Annotated in this window: 16 protein-coding genes; 8 read left to right on the forward strand and 8 right to left on the reverse strand. The window is 49.1% G+C overall.

What is annotated here, in order from left to right; genetic code table 11:
• Nucleotides 1-111: 111 nt before the first annotated feature.
• Together xseA and F7D47_RS03795 are read right to left on the reverse strand one after the other, a co-directional pair.
• Complete coding sequence (gene xseA / locus F7D47_RS03790) at nucleotides 112-1,413, reverse strand: exodeoxyribonuclease VII large subunit (protein WP_153085858.1); 1,302 nt, start codon at nucleotides 1,411-1,413, stop codon at nucleotides 112-114.
• Nucleotides 1,414-1,506: 93 nt separating this feature from the next.
• Nucleotides 1,507-2,961 (reverse strand): S8 family peptidase, encoded by a 1,455-nt coding sequence (locus tag F7D47_RS03795; RefSeq protein WP_153085857.1) that lies wholly within the window; start codon nucleotides 2,959-2,961, stop codon nucleotides 1,507-1,509.
• A gap of 269 nt (nucleotides 2,962-3,230) precedes the next feature.
• Between F7D47_RS03795 and F7D47_RS03800 the strand changes: the two genes are divergently transcribed.
• Genes F7D47_RS03800 through F7D47_RS03820 form a run of 5 tightly spaced genes read left to right on the forward strand, consistent with a single transcriptional unit; the run spans nucleotide 3,231 to nucleotide 7,857 of the window.
• On the forward strand, nucleotides 3,231-4,610 hold the full coding sequence (locus tag F7D47_RS03800) for an MATE family efflux transporter (protein ID WP_153085856.1): 1,380 nt from the start codon (nucleotides 3,231-3,233) through the stop codon (nucleotides 4,608-4,610).
• A 46-nt stretch (nucleotides 4,611-4,656) separates the two neighbouring features.
• Complete coding sequence (locus F7D47_RS03805) at nucleotides 4,657-5,274, forward strand: AAA family ATPase (protein ID WP_153085855.1); 618 nt, start codon at nucleotides 4,657-4,659, stop codon at nucleotides 5,272-5,274.
• A 4-nt stretch (nucleotides 5,275-5,278) separates the two neighbouring features.
• Nucleotides 5,279-6,460: a formate-dependent phosphoribosylglycinamide formyltransferase gene (gene purT, locus F7D47_RS03810; protein WP_153085854.1), complete on the forward strand. Its 1,182-nt coding sequence runs from the start codon at nucleotides 5,279-5,281 to the stop codon at nucleotides 6,458-6,460.
• 3 nt (nucleotides 6,461-6,463) lie between these two features.
• Entirely contained in the window at nucleotides 6,464-6,904 is a 441-nt protein-coding gene (locus F7D47_RS03815; protein WP_153085853.1) for a sugar 3,4-ketoisomerase, read from the forward strand.
• An 11-nt stretch (nucleotides 6,905-6,915) separates the two neighbouring features.
• On the forward strand, nucleotides 6,916-7,857 hold the full coding sequence (locus F7D47_RS03820) for a GNAT family N-acetyltransferase (protein WP_153085852.1): 942 nt from the start codon (nucleotides 6,916-6,918) through the stop codon (nucleotides 7,855-7,857).
• Nucleotides 7,858-7,938: 81 nt separating this feature from the next.
• On the opposite strand, the gene F7D47_RS03825 is transcribed toward F7D47_RS03820, so the two are convergent.
• Genes F7D47_RS03825 through F7D47_RS03835 form a run of 3 tightly spaced genes read right to left on the reverse strand, consistent with a single transcriptional unit; the run spans nucleotide 7,939 to nucleotide 10,665 of the window.
• Nucleotides 7,939-8,517 (reverse strand): LutC/YkgG family protein, encoded by a 579-nt coding sequence (locus F7D47_RS03825; RefSeq protein WP_118063584.1) that lies wholly within the window; start codon nucleotides 8,515-8,517, stop codon nucleotides 7,939-7,941.
• 40 nt (nucleotides 8,518-8,557) lie between these two features.
• On the reverse strand, nucleotides 8,558-9,931 hold the full coding sequence (locus F7D47_RS03830) for a lactate utilization protein B (protein ID WP_153085851.1): 1,374 nt from the start codon (nucleotides 9,929-9,931) through the stop codon (nucleotides 8,558-8,560).
• Nucleotides 9,928-10,665 carry a (Fe-S)-binding protein gene (locus tag F7D47_RS03835; RefSeq protein WP_022121492.1) on the reverse strand — a complete coding sequence of 246 codons (738 nt, stop codon included), beginning with the start codon at nucleotides 10,663-10,665 and terminating at the stop codon, nucleotides 9,928-9,930. The genes F7D47_RS03830 and F7D47_RS03835 overlap by 4 nt, the downstream gene beginning before the upstream one ends.
• A gap of 294 nt (nucleotides 10,666-10,959) precedes the next feature.
• Here F7D47_RS03835 and carB point away from each other — a divergent pair, with 294 nt between their 5' ends.
• The 3 genes from carB (at nucleotide 10,960) to F7D47_RS03850 (ending at nucleotide 18,507) form a co-directional block, all read left to right on the forward strand.
• Nucleotides 10,960-14,190: a carbamoyl-phosphate synthase (glutamine-hydrolyzing) large subunit gene (carB, locus tag F7D47_RS03840; protein ID WP_118153644.1), complete on the forward strand. Its 3,231-nt coding sequence runs from the start codon at nucleotides 10,960-10,962 to the stop codon at nucleotides 14,188-14,190.
• A 168-nt stretch (nucleotides 14,191-14,358) separates the two neighbouring features.
• Nucleotides 14,359-16,518 (forward strand): DNA topoisomerase 3, encoded by a 2,160-nt coding sequence (locus tag F7D47_RS03845; RefSeq protein WP_153085850.1) that lies wholly within the window; start codon nucleotides 14,359-14,361, stop codon nucleotides 16,516-16,518.
• 6 nt (nucleotides 16,519-16,524) lie between these two features.
• Nucleotides 16,525-18,507: an OmpA family protein gene (locus F7D47_RS03850; RefSeq protein WP_153085849.1), complete on the forward strand. Its 1,983-nt coding sequence runs from the start codon at nucleotides 16,525-16,527 to the stop codon at nucleotides 18,505-18,507.
• A 286-nt stretch (nucleotides 18,508-18,793) separates the two neighbouring features.
• Here F7D47_RS03850 and F7D47_RS03855 read toward each other — a convergent pair whose 3' ends face one another.
• The 3 genes from F7D47_RS03855 to F7D47_RS03865 all read right to left on the reverse strand — a co-directional run bounded on the left by F7D47_RS03855 (nucleotide 18,794) and on the right by F7D47_RS03865 (nucleotide 20,598).
• Nucleotides 18,794-19,246, reverse strand: a complete 453-nt coding sequence (locus tag F7D47_RS03855) for a DUF5056 domain-containing protein (protein WP_194252651.1) — start codon at nucleotides 19,244-19,246, stop codon at nucleotides 18,794-18,796.
• Complete coding sequence (locus F7D47_RS03860) at nucleotides 19,236-19,775, reverse strand: RNA polymerase sigma factor (RefSeq protein WP_218434742.1); 540 nt, start codon at nucleotides 19,773-19,775, stop codon at nucleotides 19,236-19,238. Before F7D47_RS03860 ends, F7D47_RS03855 begins: the two co-directional genes overlap by 11 nt.
• A gap of 88 nt (nucleotides 19,776-19,863) precedes the next feature.
• Nucleotides 19,864-20,598, reverse strand: a complete 735-nt coding sequence (locus F7D47_RS03865) for a DUF6249 domain-containing protein (RefSeq protein WP_153085847.1) — start codon at nucleotides 20,596-20,598, stop codon at nucleotides 19,864-19,866.
• Nucleotides 20,599-20,631 lie beyond the last annotated feature (33 nt).

Below are 20,631 nucleotides of genomic sequence, written 5' to 3' on the forward strand. Positions count from 1 at the left end.
AGGGACTTTTTCAGTGCCCTCCCTGGGCTAGGAGCTTCTGCCCTTTCAGGGCGTGTGAAGCTCAACGTTAGGGTGTCTGGAACTAGATTGCTATAAACTATTAACTATAAATTATTCAACTTTTGCCTTCACGCTGCCCTCGGCAAACCTCGTTTCAATGATGTCGCCAGACTTCAGTTGCGAGGCAGAACGGATGCTTTTGCCATCTTTCAGCGTGATGCTGTAGCCACGCTTCAGCAATAATTCGGGGTCTTGTGCCTGGATGCGCTGGGAAAGAAGCTGCAGACGATGACTCTCATTGAGCATTTTCCTTTCCAATATCGGCTGAATATTCTGAGAAAGAATCTCGAAATGGCGCTGGGCTTCCGATAGTTTCGACTGGACATTTGTGCTTAAACGACTCATCAGACGGTCGAGATAGGCTCCCTGTTTCGTCTTCACCAGCGAAAACTGGACAGGAATCGTGTTGCTCAATCTGTCGAGCCTCATCTTCTCTACCTGCAGACGGTGCTTCACATTCTGCACGATAGCCTCTTGCGCATTCACCACACGGGCATAAACCTCAGTAAGATGATTAACGAGGAAGGCGGCAGCGGCTGTCGGTGTCTTTACACGCTGGAAAGAAATCATATCCAGCACACTCTCGTCCCTTTCATGTCCTATTCCCGTGATGATAGGCAGCGGGAAGTTTGCCACATTCTCGGCAAGCGCCAGGGTGTCGAAACCCGAGAGATCGCTCGTAGCGCCACCGCCTCGGATGATGACTACGCAGTCAAACTGTTCCCATTCGGCATTGATACTGTCGAGAGCAGCTATCACACTCTGCTCTACCCCCTCGCCCTGCATCGTAGCCGGAAAGAGGCGGGTTTGAAACTGCAGACCATAATCGTTATCGGCAAGCTGGTTGCAGAAATCACCATAACCTGCTGCCGTAGCACTGGAAATGACGGCGATGCGCTGGCAGAACATCGGGAGCGCCAACTCCTTCTGCAGTTCGAATACGCCCTCTGCTTTCAGCGTATTGATGATTTCCAACCTCTTGCGCGCCATATCGCCCATCGTATAGTTAGGGTCAATATCATCTACTATCCAGGAGAAGCCATAGTTCTCATGAAACTGCGCGTGTACCTTGAGCAGCACTTTCATTCCGGCATGAATGCGCTGTCCGGTAATGCGCTCGAAATTCGGTTTGATGAATATCCATCGGTTTCGCCAGCAGGAGGCATGCGCCTTGGCAATGGGCGTATTAGACCGCTCATCCTTCTCGATGAGTTCCAGATAGCAGTGCCCGCCGTAGCCCTCGCGAGCCTCGGAGAGTTCCGCTTCCACCCAATAGCTGTCGGGCAAGGACATCGAAATGACGTCACGGACCATGGAGTTTAATTCAAAAAGTGATAATCGAAGTCGTTCCATGCTGTTTACTGTTTAAAGTTTACAGTTTATAGTTGAAAGTTTATAGCTAGCAGAGCAAGTTTGCCCTATTAACTATAAACTATCAACTATTAACTACTTAATCGCTTTCCCCGTCTGATAAGCCTTCCAGAAATCAGGCACACCATATCCGAATACATTATCGGGATGATGCTGATTATTACCAGCCAATCTCACGAGTTTCATAATCTGCTTAGCCGTCTTCTGAGGCAAAGCCTGCCAGAGACACGCTACCATTCCGGCGATGAGCGGAGATGAGAAAGACGTTCCGTTATCATTGATGATATTTCCACGGCCCGTAATCACACAGGTAGGACTTCCGTAAGCCATCACATCAGGCTTGATTCTGCCGTCAGCAGTAGGTCCCACGGCACTGAAAGCCGCATTCTCGCCCATTTCGTTTACGCTGCCCACGGTAAGGATATTGCGTGCATCGGCAGGGAAATTGATTTTCTTCCAACTTCCCATTCCGTCGTTTCCTGCAGAATTGACACAGATGATTCCCTTGTCAGCACACATCGAAGCGGTGCGGGAGATGAGGGTAGAATTGCCGTCCTGCTCATAATAATGATGGTTGGTAGACGCATCATCGAAGCCATGATAGCCTAACGAAGAGTTGATGACATCCACGCCGCAACTGTCAGCATATTCAGCCGCAAAAGCCCAGTAATCCTCTTCTGCCAGACTCTCTGTGCGCTCATCTTCACAGCGCACCAGCAGATATTGAGCCTCAGGCGCCACCCCTACGAATCTTTCGGGTTCGTTGGCAGCCATCGTAGAAAGCACCATCGTTCCATGCTCCATCTCGGCAAAAACATTCTTGGATTGAGGAACCACAAAGTCCTTAACGCCCGCCAATCTGATATTATGCAGCGCCGGAATCTTATCCACATTCATGAATCCGCCGTCGAAGACAGCAATCATCATTCCTTTGCCTAAATGTCCGGTTCCATGCAGCCGCTTGCCGTTGAGCGACTGGATCTGCGCATCGGCAGCACCATATTCGCCTACTCCACCAGTCCAATCGTTCAATCCCCTGCGAACGCTACTTCTGACGCGCTGACTGACAGAATCGGGAGCAGAGAAGACCTTCATCTTCCGGGTGATGAAATCGAGATCATCCAGTTTGCGGAGCTCCTTCTCCTTATGAATGCGGACCAGCAGGGTATTGTTCCACTTGCTTTTGCCCACAATCTCGATGCCTGCCTCGCTTACAGCCTGCACATAAGCAGGAGCCACAGGCAAATCGGTAACATCGATGGGCAGATTCTGTCTCTTTCTGCGCTCGATGGAACGGGAAGAGAGAAAATCTGCAGGGCGACTTATCGAAAAGGGAGTGTGACTGAGGTCTTTGTCTCTGAGATAAAGACGATACATCATACACTTGCCTCCCGGATACGACACCATATCGGTTTCGGCGATGCGGGGCAACCGCATCAGTTGCTCAAAATTGCTAACTCTATCTTCGCGAGCAAACAAAGAGAGAGCGGTCATTAAGAATGCATAAAGCATCAAAAATTTTTTCATCATTATATCGGTAGTCCGGTTTGTTATTGTTGTTGCTGCAATTTTCTGTATTGCATTTGTTTATGAGTTGAATTGTTTATTCTGAAGTGCAAAAGTACAGAAATTGTACGAAAACGCCAAAAGAAAAGAGAAGTTTTTATCGAGAAATGCAAGTTTTTCTCATATATATAATAAGGTATCAGATATTTTTTGTACTTTTGCAGACAAGTAGCCGCCGTGATTGCTTTTTAGAAGAAGCAGGGCGAGCGTCTATGAGGCAAAAACAGATATAAATGGAAAATAAACAAGCAACATTAGAATTAGGTACGAAGCCGGTGGGCAAGCTGCTCATTCAGTACGCCCTGCCAGCGATGATTGCAATGACCGCCTCCTCGCTCTACAACATCGTAGACCGTGCATTCATCGGTCAGGGTGTGGGAGCCATGGCCATCTCGGGTCTCGCCATCACCTTCCCCTTCATGAACCTCACCACCGCCTTCGGAGCCGGTGTTGGCGTGGGAGCGTCCACAACCATCAGCGTGAAGCTGGGACAAAAGGATTATGCCACAGCACAGAACATTCTGGGTAACACGATTTCTCTGAACCTCGTCATCGGTATCGGATTGAGCATCATCTGTCTGCTCTTCCTCGACCCTATCCTGAGATTCTTCGGAGCCAGCGACCAGACGCTCATCTATGCCCACGAGTATATGGTCATCATTCTGCTGGGAAATGTGGTGAGCCACATGTATTTCGGCATGAACGGCCTGCTCCGGGCTGCGAGCAAGCCCAAGCAGGCGATGTACGCCACCATCTTCACGGTGGTGATGAACGTGATACTCGATGCCCTCTTCATCCTCGGTTTCAAATGGGGAATACAGGGTGCCGCCATCGCCACCATCCTATCGCAGCTGATGGCGCTGATGTGGCAGATCAAGCTCTTCAGCAACAAGAGCGAGCTGCTCCACTTCAAGAAAGGAATCTACAAGCTGAAGAGAAAACTCGTGGAAAAAATCATTGCCATCGGCATTTCGCCTTTCCTGATGAACGTGTGCGCCTGCATCATCGTCATCTTCATCAACAACCAGCTGGTGCGTTTCGGAAGCGACCTCTCGGTGGGTGCCTACGGAATAGCCAACGGTATTGCGATGGTGTTCATCATGTTTGTTTTAGGCGTAAACCAGGGAATGCAGCCTATTGCAGGCTACAACTATGGTGCCCAGAAGCTGGACCGTCTGATGCGCGTACTGAACCTGAGCATCATTGCTGCCACCGCCATCATGGTGACGGGATGGCTGATAGCGATGTTCCTGCCTTACTACTGCGCAAGACTCTTTACTACGGATAAAACGCTGTTAGACCTGGGCATCAAGGCCATCAGAGTGGTGATGTGCTGCTACCCGGTCATCGGGTTCCAGATGGTCATCACGAACTTCTTCCAGTGTATCGGAAAGGTGAAGATCAGCATCTTCCTCTCCTTGTCGAGACAGTTGCTCATCCTCCTGCCGCTCCTGGCTTTCCTGCCGATGATCTGGGATATCGACGGCGTATGGTACAGTATGCCTATCTCCGACTTCACAGCATCACTCATCGCCGGAGTCGTAATGATGTGGTACATGAACAAGCTGAAGAAACAACATAAAGAAAATATGAAAGTTAATGTTAATGAATAACGGTTGAGGTTAACAGTTAACAGTTAACAGCTAAAATTTTAGACTTATGGAAAAGATTATCATAAACGTGGGTCGCCAGATAGGTAGCGGCGGCCATATCATCGCCGAGAAACTGGCGGAGGAATTCGGTTGCAAATGCTACGACCGTGAGCTGCTGAACCTGGCAGCCAAGGAGAGCGGATTCTCCGAGAAATTCTTCGAGCAGAACGATGAACAGAAGGGATTCTTCAAGTCTCTCTTCCACTCTCATCTGCCTTTCCTGAGCGACAACAACTTTTATCACAACGACTTCTCACAGGAAGGCTTATATAAATTCCAGAGCGACGCCATCAGAAAGGCTGCCGACCAGGGCAACTGCGTGTTCGTGGGCAGAACCGCCGACTATGTGCTGCGTGATTACAAGAACGTAATCAACATCTTCATCACCGCCAATATCGACGACCGCATCAAGGCAGTATGCAAGCGAAAGAACATCGACAGAGCCACCGCCCGCAAGTTTATCGAAAGTCACGAGGAGCAGCGCGCCTCTTACTACGATTACTATACAGGCAAGAAGTGGGGCCACAGCGAAAGCTACGACCTCTGCATCAACAGCAGCCTGCTGGGAATAGAAGAGACAGAGAAGTTTATCGCAGAATTTATCAGAAAGAAATTTAACTTATAATATAATGAAGAAGATTATGCTTTTGGGCTCAGGCGAACTGGGCAAGGAGTTTACCATCGCCGCAAAGCGAGCAGGACAGTACGTCATCGCTTGCGACAAGTACGACAATGCACCAGCCATGCAGGTTGCCGACGAGCGAGAAGTGTTCTCGATGCTCGATGGCGACGCATTGACCGCAGTGGTAGAGAAACATCACCCAGACATCATCGTGCCTGAGATTGAAGCTATCCGCACCGAGCGACTCTTCGACTTCGAGAAGGAGGGCATTCAGATTGTGCCTTCTGCACGTGCCGTGAACTACACCATGAACCGCCGTGCCATCCGCGACCTGGCTGCCAAGGAACTGGGTCTGCGCACAGCCAAGTATTTCTACGCAAAGACTTTCGAGGAGTTCAAGAACGCTGCCGATGAGATCGGCTTCCCATGCGTAGTGAAACCTCTGATGAGTTCCAGCGGTCATGGACAGAGCTATGTTCACAACGATGATGAACTGAAGGAGGCCTACAAGGAGGCAATGGAAGAAGGTCGTGGCGACGTGAAGGAAGTAATCATCGAGGAATTCATCGACTTCGATTCAGAGTTCACCCTCCTCACCGTCACCCAGAAAGACGGTCCTACCCTCTTCTGTCCACCTATCGGACATGTACAGAAGGGCGGCGACTACCGCGAGAGTTGGCAGCCATTCCAGATTCCAGAGGAGGCTTTGAAGAAGGCTGAGCATATTGCAGGTGAAGTAACCAAGGCATTGACCGGTGCCGGTCTCTGGGGCGTAGAGTTCTTCCTGAGCAAGCAGGGCGAAGTCATCTTCTCAGAGTTGAGTCCTCGTCCACACGATACAGGTATGGTAACACTCGGGCACACCACCAACCTGAGCGAGTTTGAACTCCATTTCCGTGCCGTGATGGGCTTGCCTATCGCCGGAATCCACCTGGAGCACATCGGCTGTTCAGCCGTTATCCTCTCTCCTGAGGAAAGCACCGAGCCATTAAACTACAACATGCTCGATGCCCTGAAGGAAGACCATACCCGCATCCGTATCTTCGGCAAGCCAGAGGCTCACGTAGGGCGCCGCATGGGCGTCGTACTCTGCTACGGCGAGAAGGGCGATGACCTGAATGCCCTTCGCGACAAGGCAAAGCGTCTGGCAAAAACTGTATTGGGAACCGACCCATACATGAAGAAATAAGATATGAAAGAATTAGGAAGAATTATCACATTACCCAAGATATTCGACCCTAGAGGCAACCTGACAGTGGCAGAGGGAGAGACGCATATTCCCTTTGCCATTGCCCGTACCTACTGGACCTATGATGTTCCGGGCGGAGAAAGTCGCGGTGGCCATGCTCACAAGGAATGCCAGGAATTCATCATAGCAGCCAGCGGTTCCTTTTCGGTAACACTGGATAATGGAGAACAGAAGAAGACCTATCATCTCAACCACCCTTGGGAGGGACTGTTCGTGGATGTCAATATCTGGCGAACACTGGATGATTTCTCTTCCGGCTCATTGTGTCTGGTTCTGGCTTCCCACAAGTTTGAGGAAGAAGACTACATACGCGAATATGACGAATATCTCAAATTCGTCAGTTCGAAAAACAGCCAAAATCTCTCAAAGACCGAGAATCAATAACGCTAAAAATCATGTTTGAGATCAGAAAATACAACGATGCAGACAAGGAAGTCTGGAATGCTTATGTAGAACATGCACGCAACGCCACCTTCCTTCTCAACCGCTCCTACATGGATTATCACAGCGACCGTTTCCATGACCATTCGCTCATGATTTTCCACAACAACAAGCTCTATGCCTTGCTCCCTGCCAATGAGGACGGAGATATTTTCTATTCTCATCAGGGACTCACCTATGCCGGACTGCTCACTACCGGACACGCCTCAGCAGAAAATATCTGTCAGGTTTTCGTTGCCATCAACACATACCTGAAGCAGGCAGGTTTCCGGAAGTGCATCTACAAACCGATACCCTGGATTTACCAGCAACTGCCAGCCGAAGAAGACCTCTATGCCCTCTTCAAGGAATGCCGGGCGCAAATCTGCGCCAGAAACATTGCGGCTGTAATCGACCTGAAGCATCCGCTGAAATGGTATAATATCAGAAAATCGGGCGCAAGGAAAGCCCTGGAAAAAGGAATCTTCATTGAAGAAAGTGAGGATTACGAAACGTTCTGGAGCATTTTAACCGAAAACCTGATGAACACCTATCAGGCTCATCCTGTTCATACCTTGCAAGAGATGAGCAGTCTGAAAACATCTTTCCCTGACAATATCAAACTGTATGTTGCCCGAGAAGAATCTGGCAAGATGCTAGGCGGAACCGTTCTGTACATCAGTAGAAAAGTGGTTCACACACAGTATATTTCCGCATCAGAAGAGGGAAAAAAGGCGCATGCTCTCGATGCTTTGTTTCTGAATCTCATTAATATAAGGTATAAGGATTTTGATTATTTCGATTTCGGAACATCTAATGAAGAAGGAGGAAAGGTGCTCAACACCAGCCTCATCTATCAGAAAGAAGGTTTCGGAGGAAGAGGCGTAATTTATGACACCTACGAATGGAACTTATAATAGTTGAAAGTTTAAAGTTGATAGTTTATAGCAATCTTGCGAACGGCTAAGCCCTATAAACTATCAACTTTTAACTATAAACTAAATCAGTATAACTGTCACACCACGAGCAGCTTGCGCACCCATAACCAATGCCTGCTCAATATCGGCAGTCTTGGAAGGACCACTGATGAAAGTACCGAAATTGTACTTCGGATCCATCTCAATACGGGCATAAGCCTCATGCATATTGTTCACAATCTTCTCTTTTTCGAGGAAAATCACGAGATATTCCGAGATGAAAAGCACCGCTTTCTCCTTCATGGTCTGAGGAATCCAGATGCAGCCATTCTCGGCTACACCCACTTCACCACGAACAATACCCACATCAGTACCGTTCAGGTCGTTAGCCTCAGCCACCGTGTCAGGGTTTTTCTGGGCAATCGTGATTTCTGGCAGATGAGAAGCAAAGACCTTGGCTTCAGGATAAGCCTTCTTTACCAGCTCATCCAGACTCTCGCCCTCCTTCGCCTCTATCACATGGCCACCTACCGATTCCGTCATCTCAATAAACTGTTTCAGCGTATCCTCATACTGGATACCCTTCACATCTACGGCAGGCATATCGAATTGAACGTGCGTATTCTTACGCAACTTGTTCAGGAAATCTTCTTTCTTCATTGAACTTTGAAATTTGAACTTTGAACTTTATGATGACCCACTACTTCACCTTTCCTTCTTTCCAAAGCTGATGGAAACTCTTCTTTGCAAACTCAGGCATGGCGTGACCGATGCCCCAGGCATTCCAATTGCTGAAGTGCGTACAGCATTCAGGAACCAGATTGACAAGCGGAGCAAACTTCAGGGCAGTGGTGTAGAGCGCAGGACGGTCGAAGAGATACTTCATACCATTCGACATCGCCTTCTTGACAGGATCAGCCTTACCCAATCTTTCCAGACTCTGGCGCCAGACATAAATCTGAGAACCAGGTCCTACCTTTGAAGGACAGACATTATCGCAAGACAAGCACAAGGTACATGCCGAAACATTATCGCTGTACTTCTGCGGATTCTTCAGCATACCCAGGTTCACACCAACAGGTCCCGGTATGAAATAGGTGTAGCTGTAACCACCCGAACGGCGATAAACCGGACAGGTGTTCATGCAGGCACCGCAGCGCATACACTTCAACGTCTGCCAGTGATCCTTATCGGCGAGAATATCGCTTCTGCCATTATCCACCAGCACCACATGCATCTCAGCACCCGGACGAGCCTGGCGGAAATGAGAAGTGAAGGTTGTTGTAGGCTGACCTGTACCGCAGCGGCAAAGCAGGCGCTGGAATACAGCCAAAGACTTATAATCAGGAACCAGTTTCTCAATACCCATCGCTACGATATGGAGCTTAGGCATGGAAGTGGTCATATCCGCATTACCCTCATTGGTGCAAACCACGCAATCGCCGGTAGCAGCCACACCGAAGTTACATCCGGTCATACCAGCTCCAGCTTCCATAAACTGGTCGCGGAGATGATGACGGGCACAGCGGGTCAGGTAAGTAGGATCATAGTTGCCGATTTCCTTGGAGATTCCCTTCTCCTCGAACATCTTACCTACCTCCTCACGCTTCAGGTGGATGGCAGGCATCACGATATGGCTAGGCTTCTGATGCAAGAGCTGGATGATGCGCTCACCCAGATCGGTCTCCACCACGTCAATGCCGTGCTGCTCCAGATAAGGATTCATCTCGCACTCCTCGGTGAGCATCGACTTCGACTTCACCATCTTCTTCACGTTATGATCCTTCAGGATACCGAGCACAATCTCATTAAATTCCTGTGCATCCTTTGCCCAGTGAACCTTCACCCCACGGCTCTCCAGATTCTTGGAAAACATATCGAGGTAATCGGCAAGATGGGTAATCGTGTGCATCTTGATTTCAGACGCATGCTCACGTAGGTCTTCCCACTCAGGAAGTTCCTGCGCCATTTTATCTCTCTTCTGACGAACAGACCAGAAGGTAGCATCGTGCCAGGTGGTCTTCTCTACGTTCTGCGTAAACTTCGCAGCTCTCTTGGAATGTTCTGTACTCATAGTCCTGCAGCTAATATTTGAACAACATGAATAAACTTGATCGGCATCTTCTCTTTCTTGGCGATTCCCGCCATGTGCATCAGGCAGGAAGAATCCGGACCCGTTACATACTCGGCACCTGTAGCCATGTGGCGCTTGATCTTATCTTCGCCCATACGGGTAGAAACGGCAGGTTCCTCAATAGAGAACATACCGCCGAATCCGCAACACTCATCCTTGCGCTCCGGTTCGTGGATGGTAATGCCTTCCACCATATTTAAAAGATCGATAATCTTATTGAACGGCTTGATGTGGCGTTCAGAAGGAGATGACAATCCCAGTTCGCGCACACCGTGACAACTGTTGTGTACACTCACCACATGCGGGAACTTGCCCGGAACATGATCCACCTTCAGCACATCGTGAAGGAACTCCACAACATCCATGATTTTCTTTGAGGAAATACACTCGTGCTTACCCTCAAGGATTTTAGGATAATACACCTTTACGTAAGCAGCACATGAGGCTGAAGGAGCTACGATATAATCGTAATCCTTGAACAGCTCATCAAATGTCTCTATGACCTTCTCCGACTTTTCCTGAAAACCGGCATTAGCCATTGGCTGGCCGCAGCAAGTCTGTTTTTCGGGATAACCCACGTCTAGTCCATAATGCTTAAGCAACTTGTATGTAGCCACACCCGCTTCAGGGTAAAGGGCATCCACATAACAAGGGACGAATAATCCGACTTTCATTGTTGTTATATTTATCTTGTTTGCTATTTTTTATTCTTTTTCTACATGACTAAAAGCCGCTGCAAAAGTAACAAAATAATTGCAAAAATACGACATTCTAGAGAAGAAATAATAATAATTGATGTTATTTAACTGTAAAGATTTGCAGAAAATTTGGAATAATCAAATAAATAGCGTAACTTTGCATCTAGAAATAGTGTGTCTACCATTTGTGAACTAACGCAAATACAGTTTAGTTGCTAAAAACATAAATAACAAGACATATAAAGAACAAACTTATAGTTATATTTAATGATGAAGAAACAGCTTAAGAAAGTCCTCGTTCTGGGTTCCGGTGCTTTGAAGATCGGCCAGGCAGGTGAGTTTGACTATTCCGGTTCGCAGGCTCTCAAGGCTTTGCGCGAGGAGGGTATTAGTTCCGTCCTCATTAATCCAAACGTTGCTACAATTCAGACAAGTGAAGGTATTGCTGACAAGGTTTATTTCTTGCCGGTGACACCTTTTTTTGTAACTGAAATTATCAAGAAGGAGCGCCCAGACGGCATCATGCTGGCTTGGGGTGGACAGACGGGCTTGAACGTCGGTACAGAACTTTACCTCAACGGTGTGCTCAAGGAGTACGGTGTAGATGTGTTGGGTACTTCGGTAGAGGCTATCATGAACACGGAAGACCGCGACCTCTTCGTAAAGGAGCTTAACAAGGTTGACCTCAAGGTTCCTGTAAGCCACGCTTGCGAGAACATGGAGGAGGCTGTGGCTGCGGCACGCAACATCGGCTACCCTATCATGATCCGTTCTGCCTACGCGCTGGGTGGTCTCGGTTCCGGTGTCTGCAAGACTGAAGAGGAGTTCAAAGAGATTGCTGAATCTGCCTTCACTTTCGCACCTCAGGTGCTTGTTGAGGAGAGCCTGAAGGGATGGAAGGAGATTGAGTTCGAGTGCATCCGTGATGCGAACGACCGTTGCTTCACCGTTGCCTCTATGGAAAACTTCGACCCACTCGGAATCCATACAGGTGAATCTATCGTTGTGGCTCCAACCTGTTCTCTTACCGACGAGCAGGTGAAGATGTTGCAGGACATCGCCGTGAAGTGCGTCCGTCACCTCAACATCGTGGGCGAGTGCAACATCCAGTATGCTTTCAATGCTGAGACCAACGACTACCGTATCATCGAGATCAACGCTCGCTTGAGCCGTTCTTCTGCCCTTGCTTCTAAGGCTACCGGTTATCCTTTGGCTTTCGTTGCAGCTAAGATTGCCCTCGGTTATACACTCGACCAGATTGGCGAGATGGGTACTCCTAACTCAGCTTATGTAGCTCCATCACTCGACTATATGATCTGTAAGATTCCTCGTTGGGACCTTACCAAGTTTGCCGGTGTAAGCCGCAAGATTGGTTCTTCCATGAAGTCTGTAGGCGAAATCATGTCTATCGGCCGTTCTTTCGAGGAGATGCTCCAGAAGGGTCTCCGTATGATTGGTCAGGGAATGCACGGTTTCGTAGGCAACGACCACACCAAGTTTGATAACCTGGATGAGGAACTTTCTAACCCTACCGACCTCCGTATCTTCGCCATCGCCCAGGCTTTGGAAGAAGGTTACACCATCGAGCGCATCGAGGAGTTGACCAAGATTGATCCTTGGTTCATCGAGCGCATGAAGAATATCGTAGATTACAAGCACAAGCTTTCTGAATATAATACTCTGGAGGAGATTCCTGCCGAGGTATTGCGCGAGGCTAAGGTATTGGGCTTCTCTGACTTCCAGATTGGCCGCTTCGTATTGAAGACTCAGAACACCAATATGGAGAAGGAGGTGCTCGCAGTTCGTGCCCAGCGTAAGAAGCTGAACATTCTTCCTGCCGTAAAGCGCATCCCTACTGTGGCAAGCGAGCATCCTGACCTCACCAACTATCTCTACATGACATACGCTGTAGAGGGTTACGACATCAACTACTACAAGAACGAGAAGTCTGTCATCGTTCTCGGTTCGGGTGCTTACCGCATCGGTTCTTCTGTAGAGTTCGACTGGTGTTCAGTAAACGCCATCAATACAGCCCGCAAGTTGGGTTACAAGTCAATCATGATCAACTACAACCCGGAGACCGTATCTACCGACTACGATATGTGCGACCGTCTCTACTTCGATGAGCTTTCATTCGAGCGTGTACTCGATGTCATCGACCTGGAGTCACCACGTGGCGTGATTGTTTCTGTAGGTGGTCAGATTCCAAACAACCTGGCTATGAAGCTCCATCGCCAGTCTGTGCCAATCCTGGGTACATCTCCTGTCAACATCGACCGTGCCGAGAACCGCGGTAAGTTCTCTGCCATGCTCGATAAGTTGGGTATCGACCAGCCTAAGTGGAGCGCCCTCACATCAATGGAGGATGTTCAGAAGTTCATCGACGAGGTAGGCTATCCTGTTCTCGTTCGTCCATCTTACGTTCTTTCCGGTGCAGCCATGAACGTTTGCCACGATGATGATGAGTTGCGTCGCTTCCTGGAGGCAGCTTCTGAGGTTTCTAAGGAGTACCCGGTAGTTATCTCTCAGTTTATGACAGAGACCAACGAGATTGAGTTCGATGGTGTTGCCCAGAACGGTGAGATTGTTGAGTATGGTATTTCAGAGCACGTAGAGTATGCAGGTGTTCACTCCGGTGACGCTACCATGACCTTCCCTGCCCAGCAGATTTCCTTCGCTACAGCCCGTCAGATCAAGAAGATTTCACGTGCCATCGCCAAGGAGCTCAACATCTCGGGTCCTTTCAATATCCAGTACCTGGCTAAGGGTCGTGATGTGAAGGTAATCGAGTGTAACCTCCGTGCATCCCGTTCATTCCCATTCGTGAGCAAGGTATTGAAGCGCAACTTCATCGAGACTGCTACCCGTATCATGCTCGATGCTCCATATCAGAAACCGGATAAGTCTGCTTTCGATATCGACCGCATGGGTGTGAAGGCTTCACAGTTCTCATTCGCCCGTTTGCAGAACGCCGACCCTGTTTTGGGTGTGGACATGAGTTCTACCGGTGAGGTAGGTTGTATGGGTGATACTTTCGAGGAGGCATTGCTCAACTCTTTGATTGCCACCGGCTACAAGATTCCTTCAAAGGACAAGGGCATCATGCTTTCAAGCGGCGGTGCTAAGGAGAAGGCTTCTCTGCTTGACGCAGCCCAGGCGCTGGTGAAGAACGGTTACACCATCTACGCTACTGCCGGTACAGCGAAGTTCCTGAACGACAACAACGTGAAGGCTACAGCCGTAGGATGGCCTGATGAGGACCACAAGGATCTTCCTAACGTGATGCAGATGATTGCCGACCACAAGTTCGACCTCATCGTCAACATCCCTAAGAATCACACCAAGCGTGAGTTGACCAATGGTTACAGAATCCGTCGTGGCGCCATCGACCACAACATTCCTCTGATCACCAATGCCCGTCTGGCTTCCGCCTTCATCGAGGCATTCTGCACATTGAGCCAGGATCAGCTTCAGATCAAGAGCTGGCAGGAGTACGAGTAATCGCACGCAGATTTATATGAATACGCCCTGTAAGGCAAGGCACAAGTTCTAGATTGTGCTCCAAGCCTTACGGGGCTTTTTTATTCTCTGCCATGAGAAAAAAGAAGATGAAATGATGGCTATCTCATTATTTTATTGTACCTTTGCAAACAGAAATAAGAATAAAACATGATAGTTTGTATAGCAGAGAAACCGAGCGTGGCTAAGGATATCGCCCGAATCATCGGGGCTACCACGGCACGCGACGGTTATATGGAAGGTAATGGTTACCAAGTAACATGGACCTTCGGCCACCTTTGTGAGCTGAAGGAACCGGATGATTATACTCCGATGTGGAAACATTGGAGCCTTGCGGCGTTGCCGATGATTCCACAGCGTTTCGGCATCAAGCTCATCAACGATGAAGGCATCAAGAAGCAGTTTGCTACCATCGAGAAACTGATGCAGGCTGCCGACAGCATCATCAACTGCGGTGACGCCGGACAGGAAGGAGAGCTCATCCAGAGATGGGTGATGCAGAAGGCGCAGGCGAAATGCCCGGTCAAGAGACTGTGGATTTCATCTATGACCGATGAAGCCATCAAGCAGGGATTTCAGGAACTGAAAGACCAGGGGGAATATCAGTCGCTCTATCTTGCCGGACTTTCCCGTGCCATCGGCGACTGGATTCTCGGCATGAACGCCACCCGACTTTATACATTGAAATATGGTCAGAACCGACAGGTGCTCAGCATCGGCCGGGTGCAGACCCCTACCCTTGCCCTGATTGTAAACCGACAGAAGGAAATTGACAACTTCGTTTCCGAACCTTACTGGGTACTCGCCACCATCTACCGCGACACCCAGTTTACAGCCACCAGCGGCAAGTTTACCAGCAAGGAGGAAGGCGAGAAGGCTTTCAGCACCATCGCCGGCAAACCCTTCACCGTTACCGATGTAAGCAAGAAGAAGGGAAACGAGGCACCGCCTCATCTCTACGACCTCACTTCGCTGCAGGTGGATTGCAACAAAAAGTTTGCTTACTCTGCCGATATTACGCTGAAACTCATCCAGAGTCTCTACGAGAAGAAGTACACCACTTATCCTCGTGTAGATACCCAGTTCCTGACCGACGATATCTATCCGAAATGTCCGCAGATTCTGAACGGAGTGAGTCAGGCAAAGATCATGAGTCAGCAGAAATACCTCCCGCTCATCCAGCAGCTCGCAACAATCAGCAAGAAATTGCCGAAGAGCAAGAAGGTTTTCGATAATAGCAAGGTAACCGACCACCACGCCATTATCCCAACCGGTGTTCCGCCAACCGGACTCACCGATATGGAGGCAAACGTGTATGATCTCATCGCCAAGCGCTTCATCAGCGTGTTCTATCCGGATTGTAAATTCTCCACCACCACCGTATTGGGCGAAGTCATCAACGAAGACGGACCGAAACCGGAGAAGATAGAGTTCAAGGTGAGCGGTAAGGAGATTCTCGAACCGGGCTGGCGAGTGGTCTATGCCAAGGATGCGAAGAATGCAGATGACGATGATGCTTCAGATAACGCCGCCGGAAATGCAGACTCAGGAAACGGTGCCAAGAAGGAAGTGGTAGAAGAAAGAACCCTCCCATCCTTCACAAAAGGCGAATCGGGAGAACATCAGCCTACCCTGACGGAGAAATGGACCACGCCACCTAAGTATTATACCGAGGCAACCCTGCTGCGTGCGATGGAGACAGCCGGCAAATTCGTAGAAGACGAAGAACTTCGTGCAGCATTGAAAGAGAACGGAATCGGCCGACCTTCCTCCCGTGCCGGCATCATCGAGACCCTTTTCAAGCGCCACTACATCCGTCGCCAGCGCAAGAATCTGATGGCAACCCCGACAGGCATCGAACTCATTGACACCATCCATGAGGAACTGCTGAAGAGTTGCGAACTGACCGGTATCTGGGAGAAGAAGCTCCGCGACATCGAACACAAGACCTACGATCCTGCCGACTTCATCAACGGACTGAAAGAACAGATCAACAAGATAGTCATCGATGTGTTGTCAGACAACAGCAACCGGAGAGTGACCATCATGACAGAGGAAGACCTCAAGAAGAAACCGGCTGCCAAGAAGCCGGCTGCCCGAAAGGCTCCTGCCAAGAAAGCCGATAAGGCAACAGCACAGAATACAGATTCTCAGAATGCCCCTGCTCAGCCAACTTCTGCGACTGACCCAATGGTTGGCAAACCATGTCCGCTCTGCGGCAAGGGCGTCATCATCAAGGGCAAGACTGCTTATGGATGCAGCAACTGGAAATCAGGCTGCCAATATCGCCAGCCATTCTCGCAGATGTAAATCAATATGAAACAAATAAGATTTTATCAAATCATAACAGCAATCAGCTGCCTCTTTCTGATAAGTTGCGGCATTGAACAGAACCTGAAGAAAGCAGACAAGCATCTTTCTTTAGGCGAATACTACGATGCGGCAACCCAATATAAAAAGGTGTACACCAAGACACCTACCAAAGAGCGGGCTGCCCGGGGCAAGGTGGCTCTGAAGATGGCACGCTGCTATGATAAAATCAACAGTACGCCGAAGGCACTGGCAGCCTACAGCAATGCCATCCGATACAAGCAGGCAGACCTCAACGACCGCCTGGCTTACGCCCGGCTTCTCCTGAAGAACGGAAGTTACAGACAGGCTGCCAAGGAATTCGAATTTCTGCTCGATTCCATGCCCGACAACATGCTGGTAAAGAACGGACTCGAATCGGCACGAAAAGCCCCAGTCTGGAAGAAGGAAGGAAGCCGGTACAAGGTAAAGCGGATGGATGTTTTCAACTCCCGAAGAGACGACTATTCGCCGATGTTCCTCAGCGATGACTACAGCCAGCTCTATTTCACCTCAACCCGCAACGAAGCCCAAGGCAGCGACCTGAACGGAGTGACGGGAACGAAATCTGCCGACATTTTCTTCTCTGAAAAGAACGACAAAGGCAAATGGAGCAAGCCAGAAGCCATCGGAACCGGTCTCAATACCGACTACGAAGAGGGCGCATGCTGCTTTACCCCAGACGGCAAGCAGATGTACCTCACCCAGTGTACCACCGATCCCACTTCGCCCCGCTTAGCCCAGATAGTAACCTCCAACCGCTCAGATGCAGCCTGGAGCAAGCCTACAAATCTGGAAATCAGCAAAGATACGCTCAGTTGTTTTGCCCATCCAGCCATCTCCCCTGATGGCGAATGGCTCTATTTCGTATCAGACATGCCGGGCGGAAAGGGCGGTCTCGACATCTGGCGAGTGCGCATCACTCCTGCCGGACTGGGCGGCGTAGAGAACCTGGGCGAACCTATCAACACCCCAGGCGATGAGATGTTCCCTACCTTCCGTCCTAACGGCGACTTCTACTTCAGCAGCAACGGTCATGTAGGAATGGGCGGACTCGACATCTATATCGCCAAAGTGAATTCCATCACCCGGAAATATGAACTCACCCACCCCGGCTATCCGCTGAATACAGAAGCCGATGACTTCGGAATGACTTTCGAGGGTCTCCATAACCAGGGTTTCTTCTGCTCCAACAGAAAAGACGGAAGAGGCTACGATCATATCTACTCCTTCGAGAATCCGGAGATTGTTACTACGATGAAGGGATGGGTTTACGAGAAAGACGGTTATGAACTGCCTGCCGCAGAGGTGAGAATCGTAGGCAACGACGGAACGAACAGGAAACTATCCGTCAAGGGCGACGGTTCGTTTGTCCTCCCTATCAATCCGCATGTCGACTACCTGGTGATGGCATCCTGCAAAGGCTACCTCAACCACAAGGAAGAAATTCGGGTTGATTCGGCTAAAGAGAGTAAGGAATACGTGCTCCAATTCCCGCTGGCTTCCATCACAGCCCCTGTACTCATCGACAACATCTTCTACGATTTCGACAAGGCAACCCTTACCGAAGCCAGTACAACAGCCCTCGACCAGCTGGTAACGCTGCTGAAAGAGAACCCGCACGTTACCATCGAACTCAGCGCCCATTGCGACTACAAGGGAAACAGCGAATACAACAAGCATCTGTCTCAGCGCCGCGCCCAATCGGTAGTAGACTACCTGATAAAACACGGCATAGAGAAAGAGCGCCTCACCCCTGTGGGCTACGGCAAGGAGAAACCGAAGAATGTGCGCAAGAAACTTACCGAGAAGTATCCTTGGCTCAAGGAAGGCGATGTGCTCAACGAAGAATTTATCCTGAAGCAGAGCAAGGAGCATCAGGAAATCTGCAACCAGCTGAACCGCCGAACCGAGTTCAAAGTGCTCCGCACTACCTATAAATTGTTTTAGAAACCGATATCATAAGCATAGGTGCTCTACTGAAAAAGTAGCAGCACCTATTTGTTTTTCTATATTCAGCAATATTAAATCTTCGTTCAAAGACATTGAATGTCCGTTCAAAGTCATTGAATGTCCGTTCAAAGACACTGAACGGACATTCAAAAGCTTTGAACGGAGATTTCAAAGGCATAAAGATGATATTTATAGTAATAAAAAACTCTTTCTATTAGCACTAAAAACTATTCTGCTAATAGAAAGAGTTGATCATTCATACAATTGATATCAGGGAAGAAGCCTACTGACGTGCATCAGCCAGTTCATTATATCCCCAAACCATGATGAGGACAACGAAGCCTGCCAGCACCATCAGGAGATTCTGAGAGTGGGCGATGGAATCTGCCACATGCGTAAGCGCACGCGAACCGGAGAGGAGGAAATCTATCTTCATAGAGAAAAGCCATCCCTGAATCTGTTCCCATCCCTGGCAGACTACTGCTATGATGATGCCGGTTGCCACACAGGCTGCCGTCCATAAATGTTCCAGGCGCTGGCGCTTAACCAGCGACATCGCAGTATCAGTTTCGGGTAAAGCCGGCAAGGCCTGCATCACCCTGTCGGAGAATCCGTCATCAGGAATCTCTGACATCTGGCAATCGGAAAAGAACATCTGCAAGAGTTCTTCATCCTGAGGGTTCAACGGTTCCCCTTTCATGCTCTCCAACTTCTTATCATTTATCTTATCGGTCATAACCATTCTTTTTTAAGTAACTTGCAAGTTTCTGTTTTCCTCGAGAGAGATGCGACTTGATGGTGCCTTGCGCCATTCCCGTCACCTCTGCAATCTTATCTATAGAGAGTCCATCCATCAGCTGCAGCGTGATGCATGTACGTTCATTTTCACTCAATATCTGTAGTGCCTTGAGCAAATCCATCTTCAATCCGGCATGGGCGCCCTGTGCATTCTTACTGGAAACGGCAGGCGTATCGATGTCCTGCGTCTCCTTATGGCTGCGGGTATAATCATACCATACATTATAGGCGATGCGGTAGAGCCAGGTGGAGAAAGAGGCTGTACCCCTAAAACCGGACAGATGGGTATAAGCCTTGACAAAGGTATCCTGAGCCAAGTCGTCACTCAGCTGCGCATCCCCCAACGTCTGCCGCAGAAAGAACCCACGAATGGGTGACTGATACTTCCTGACCAGCAGGTCGAACGACTTGCGGTCATGAAGCATCACCACCTTCGTGACGAGAGAGATATCGGATAACTTTTCCACCTTATATATATATTAACTAATAATTGTTGTTCTTTTCCTTGTGACTTCCTCTCCTATTGAGAAGCCATGATACATTGAATGTCGGCTGCTAGATCGGAGTTCCATTATATCCCGTGCCCTGATCGCCATGACGGTTCTTCCACCAGTCCTTGATGGCAGGAAGCGAGCCGATAACGGTCTGACCGATGCCATAGAAGAAGACCAGGGCTCCGATGCCAGCCAGGAAATCAGCATCCCACCAGGCAAACATGGCGCACAAGCCGGCTCCCAGGAAGGCATTTCTCAATCCCCGCTTTACCAGATACTCATCGCTCTGCTTGTCTATCGGCCGGTCGCTTTCCGGAACATTGATGCCCTTCTCCATCGCCATCTCCGCCAGTTTCATCCGGTCGTTGTGGCGGCGAATCAGATATCTGATAACCAGAAATACGATGATCAGCGGAGCAAAGACAAACAGCAGACCGAAGATGATACAGAAGATGATCATAACAGCCAGCGCTCCGCCACCAAATACCGAACCGATGAAATCGAACGGATCATCATAGTTGTCTAAACTGTATCTAGAATGAACAGACTTATTATCATTCTCATCATAATCATCATAGTTAGCCGAATCTGTACTGGTTGTATCAGAATAAGCCTCCAACGCCTCGTCGTCTTTATCCTTCGAAGCAGATGGCTGTGCAGCAGATGCAGAAGCAGCCTTTGAATCTACCTGTTGGGTAGTTGGATGATAACGATGTTTTGGAGCAGAAGACGCCAAAGACACTTGGGTGGCTCCGATGCTCATAACGAGCGCTAATGCCAATATTGCTTTCTTCATATCATTATTTTTTATTGTTTTACCTTGTTATTT

The sequence above is a fragment of the Segatella copri genome, from assembly GCF_009494835.1.
Classification (GTDB): Bacteria; Bacteroidota; Bacteroidia; order Bacteroidales; family Bacteroidaceae; genus Prevotella; species Prevotella copri_F.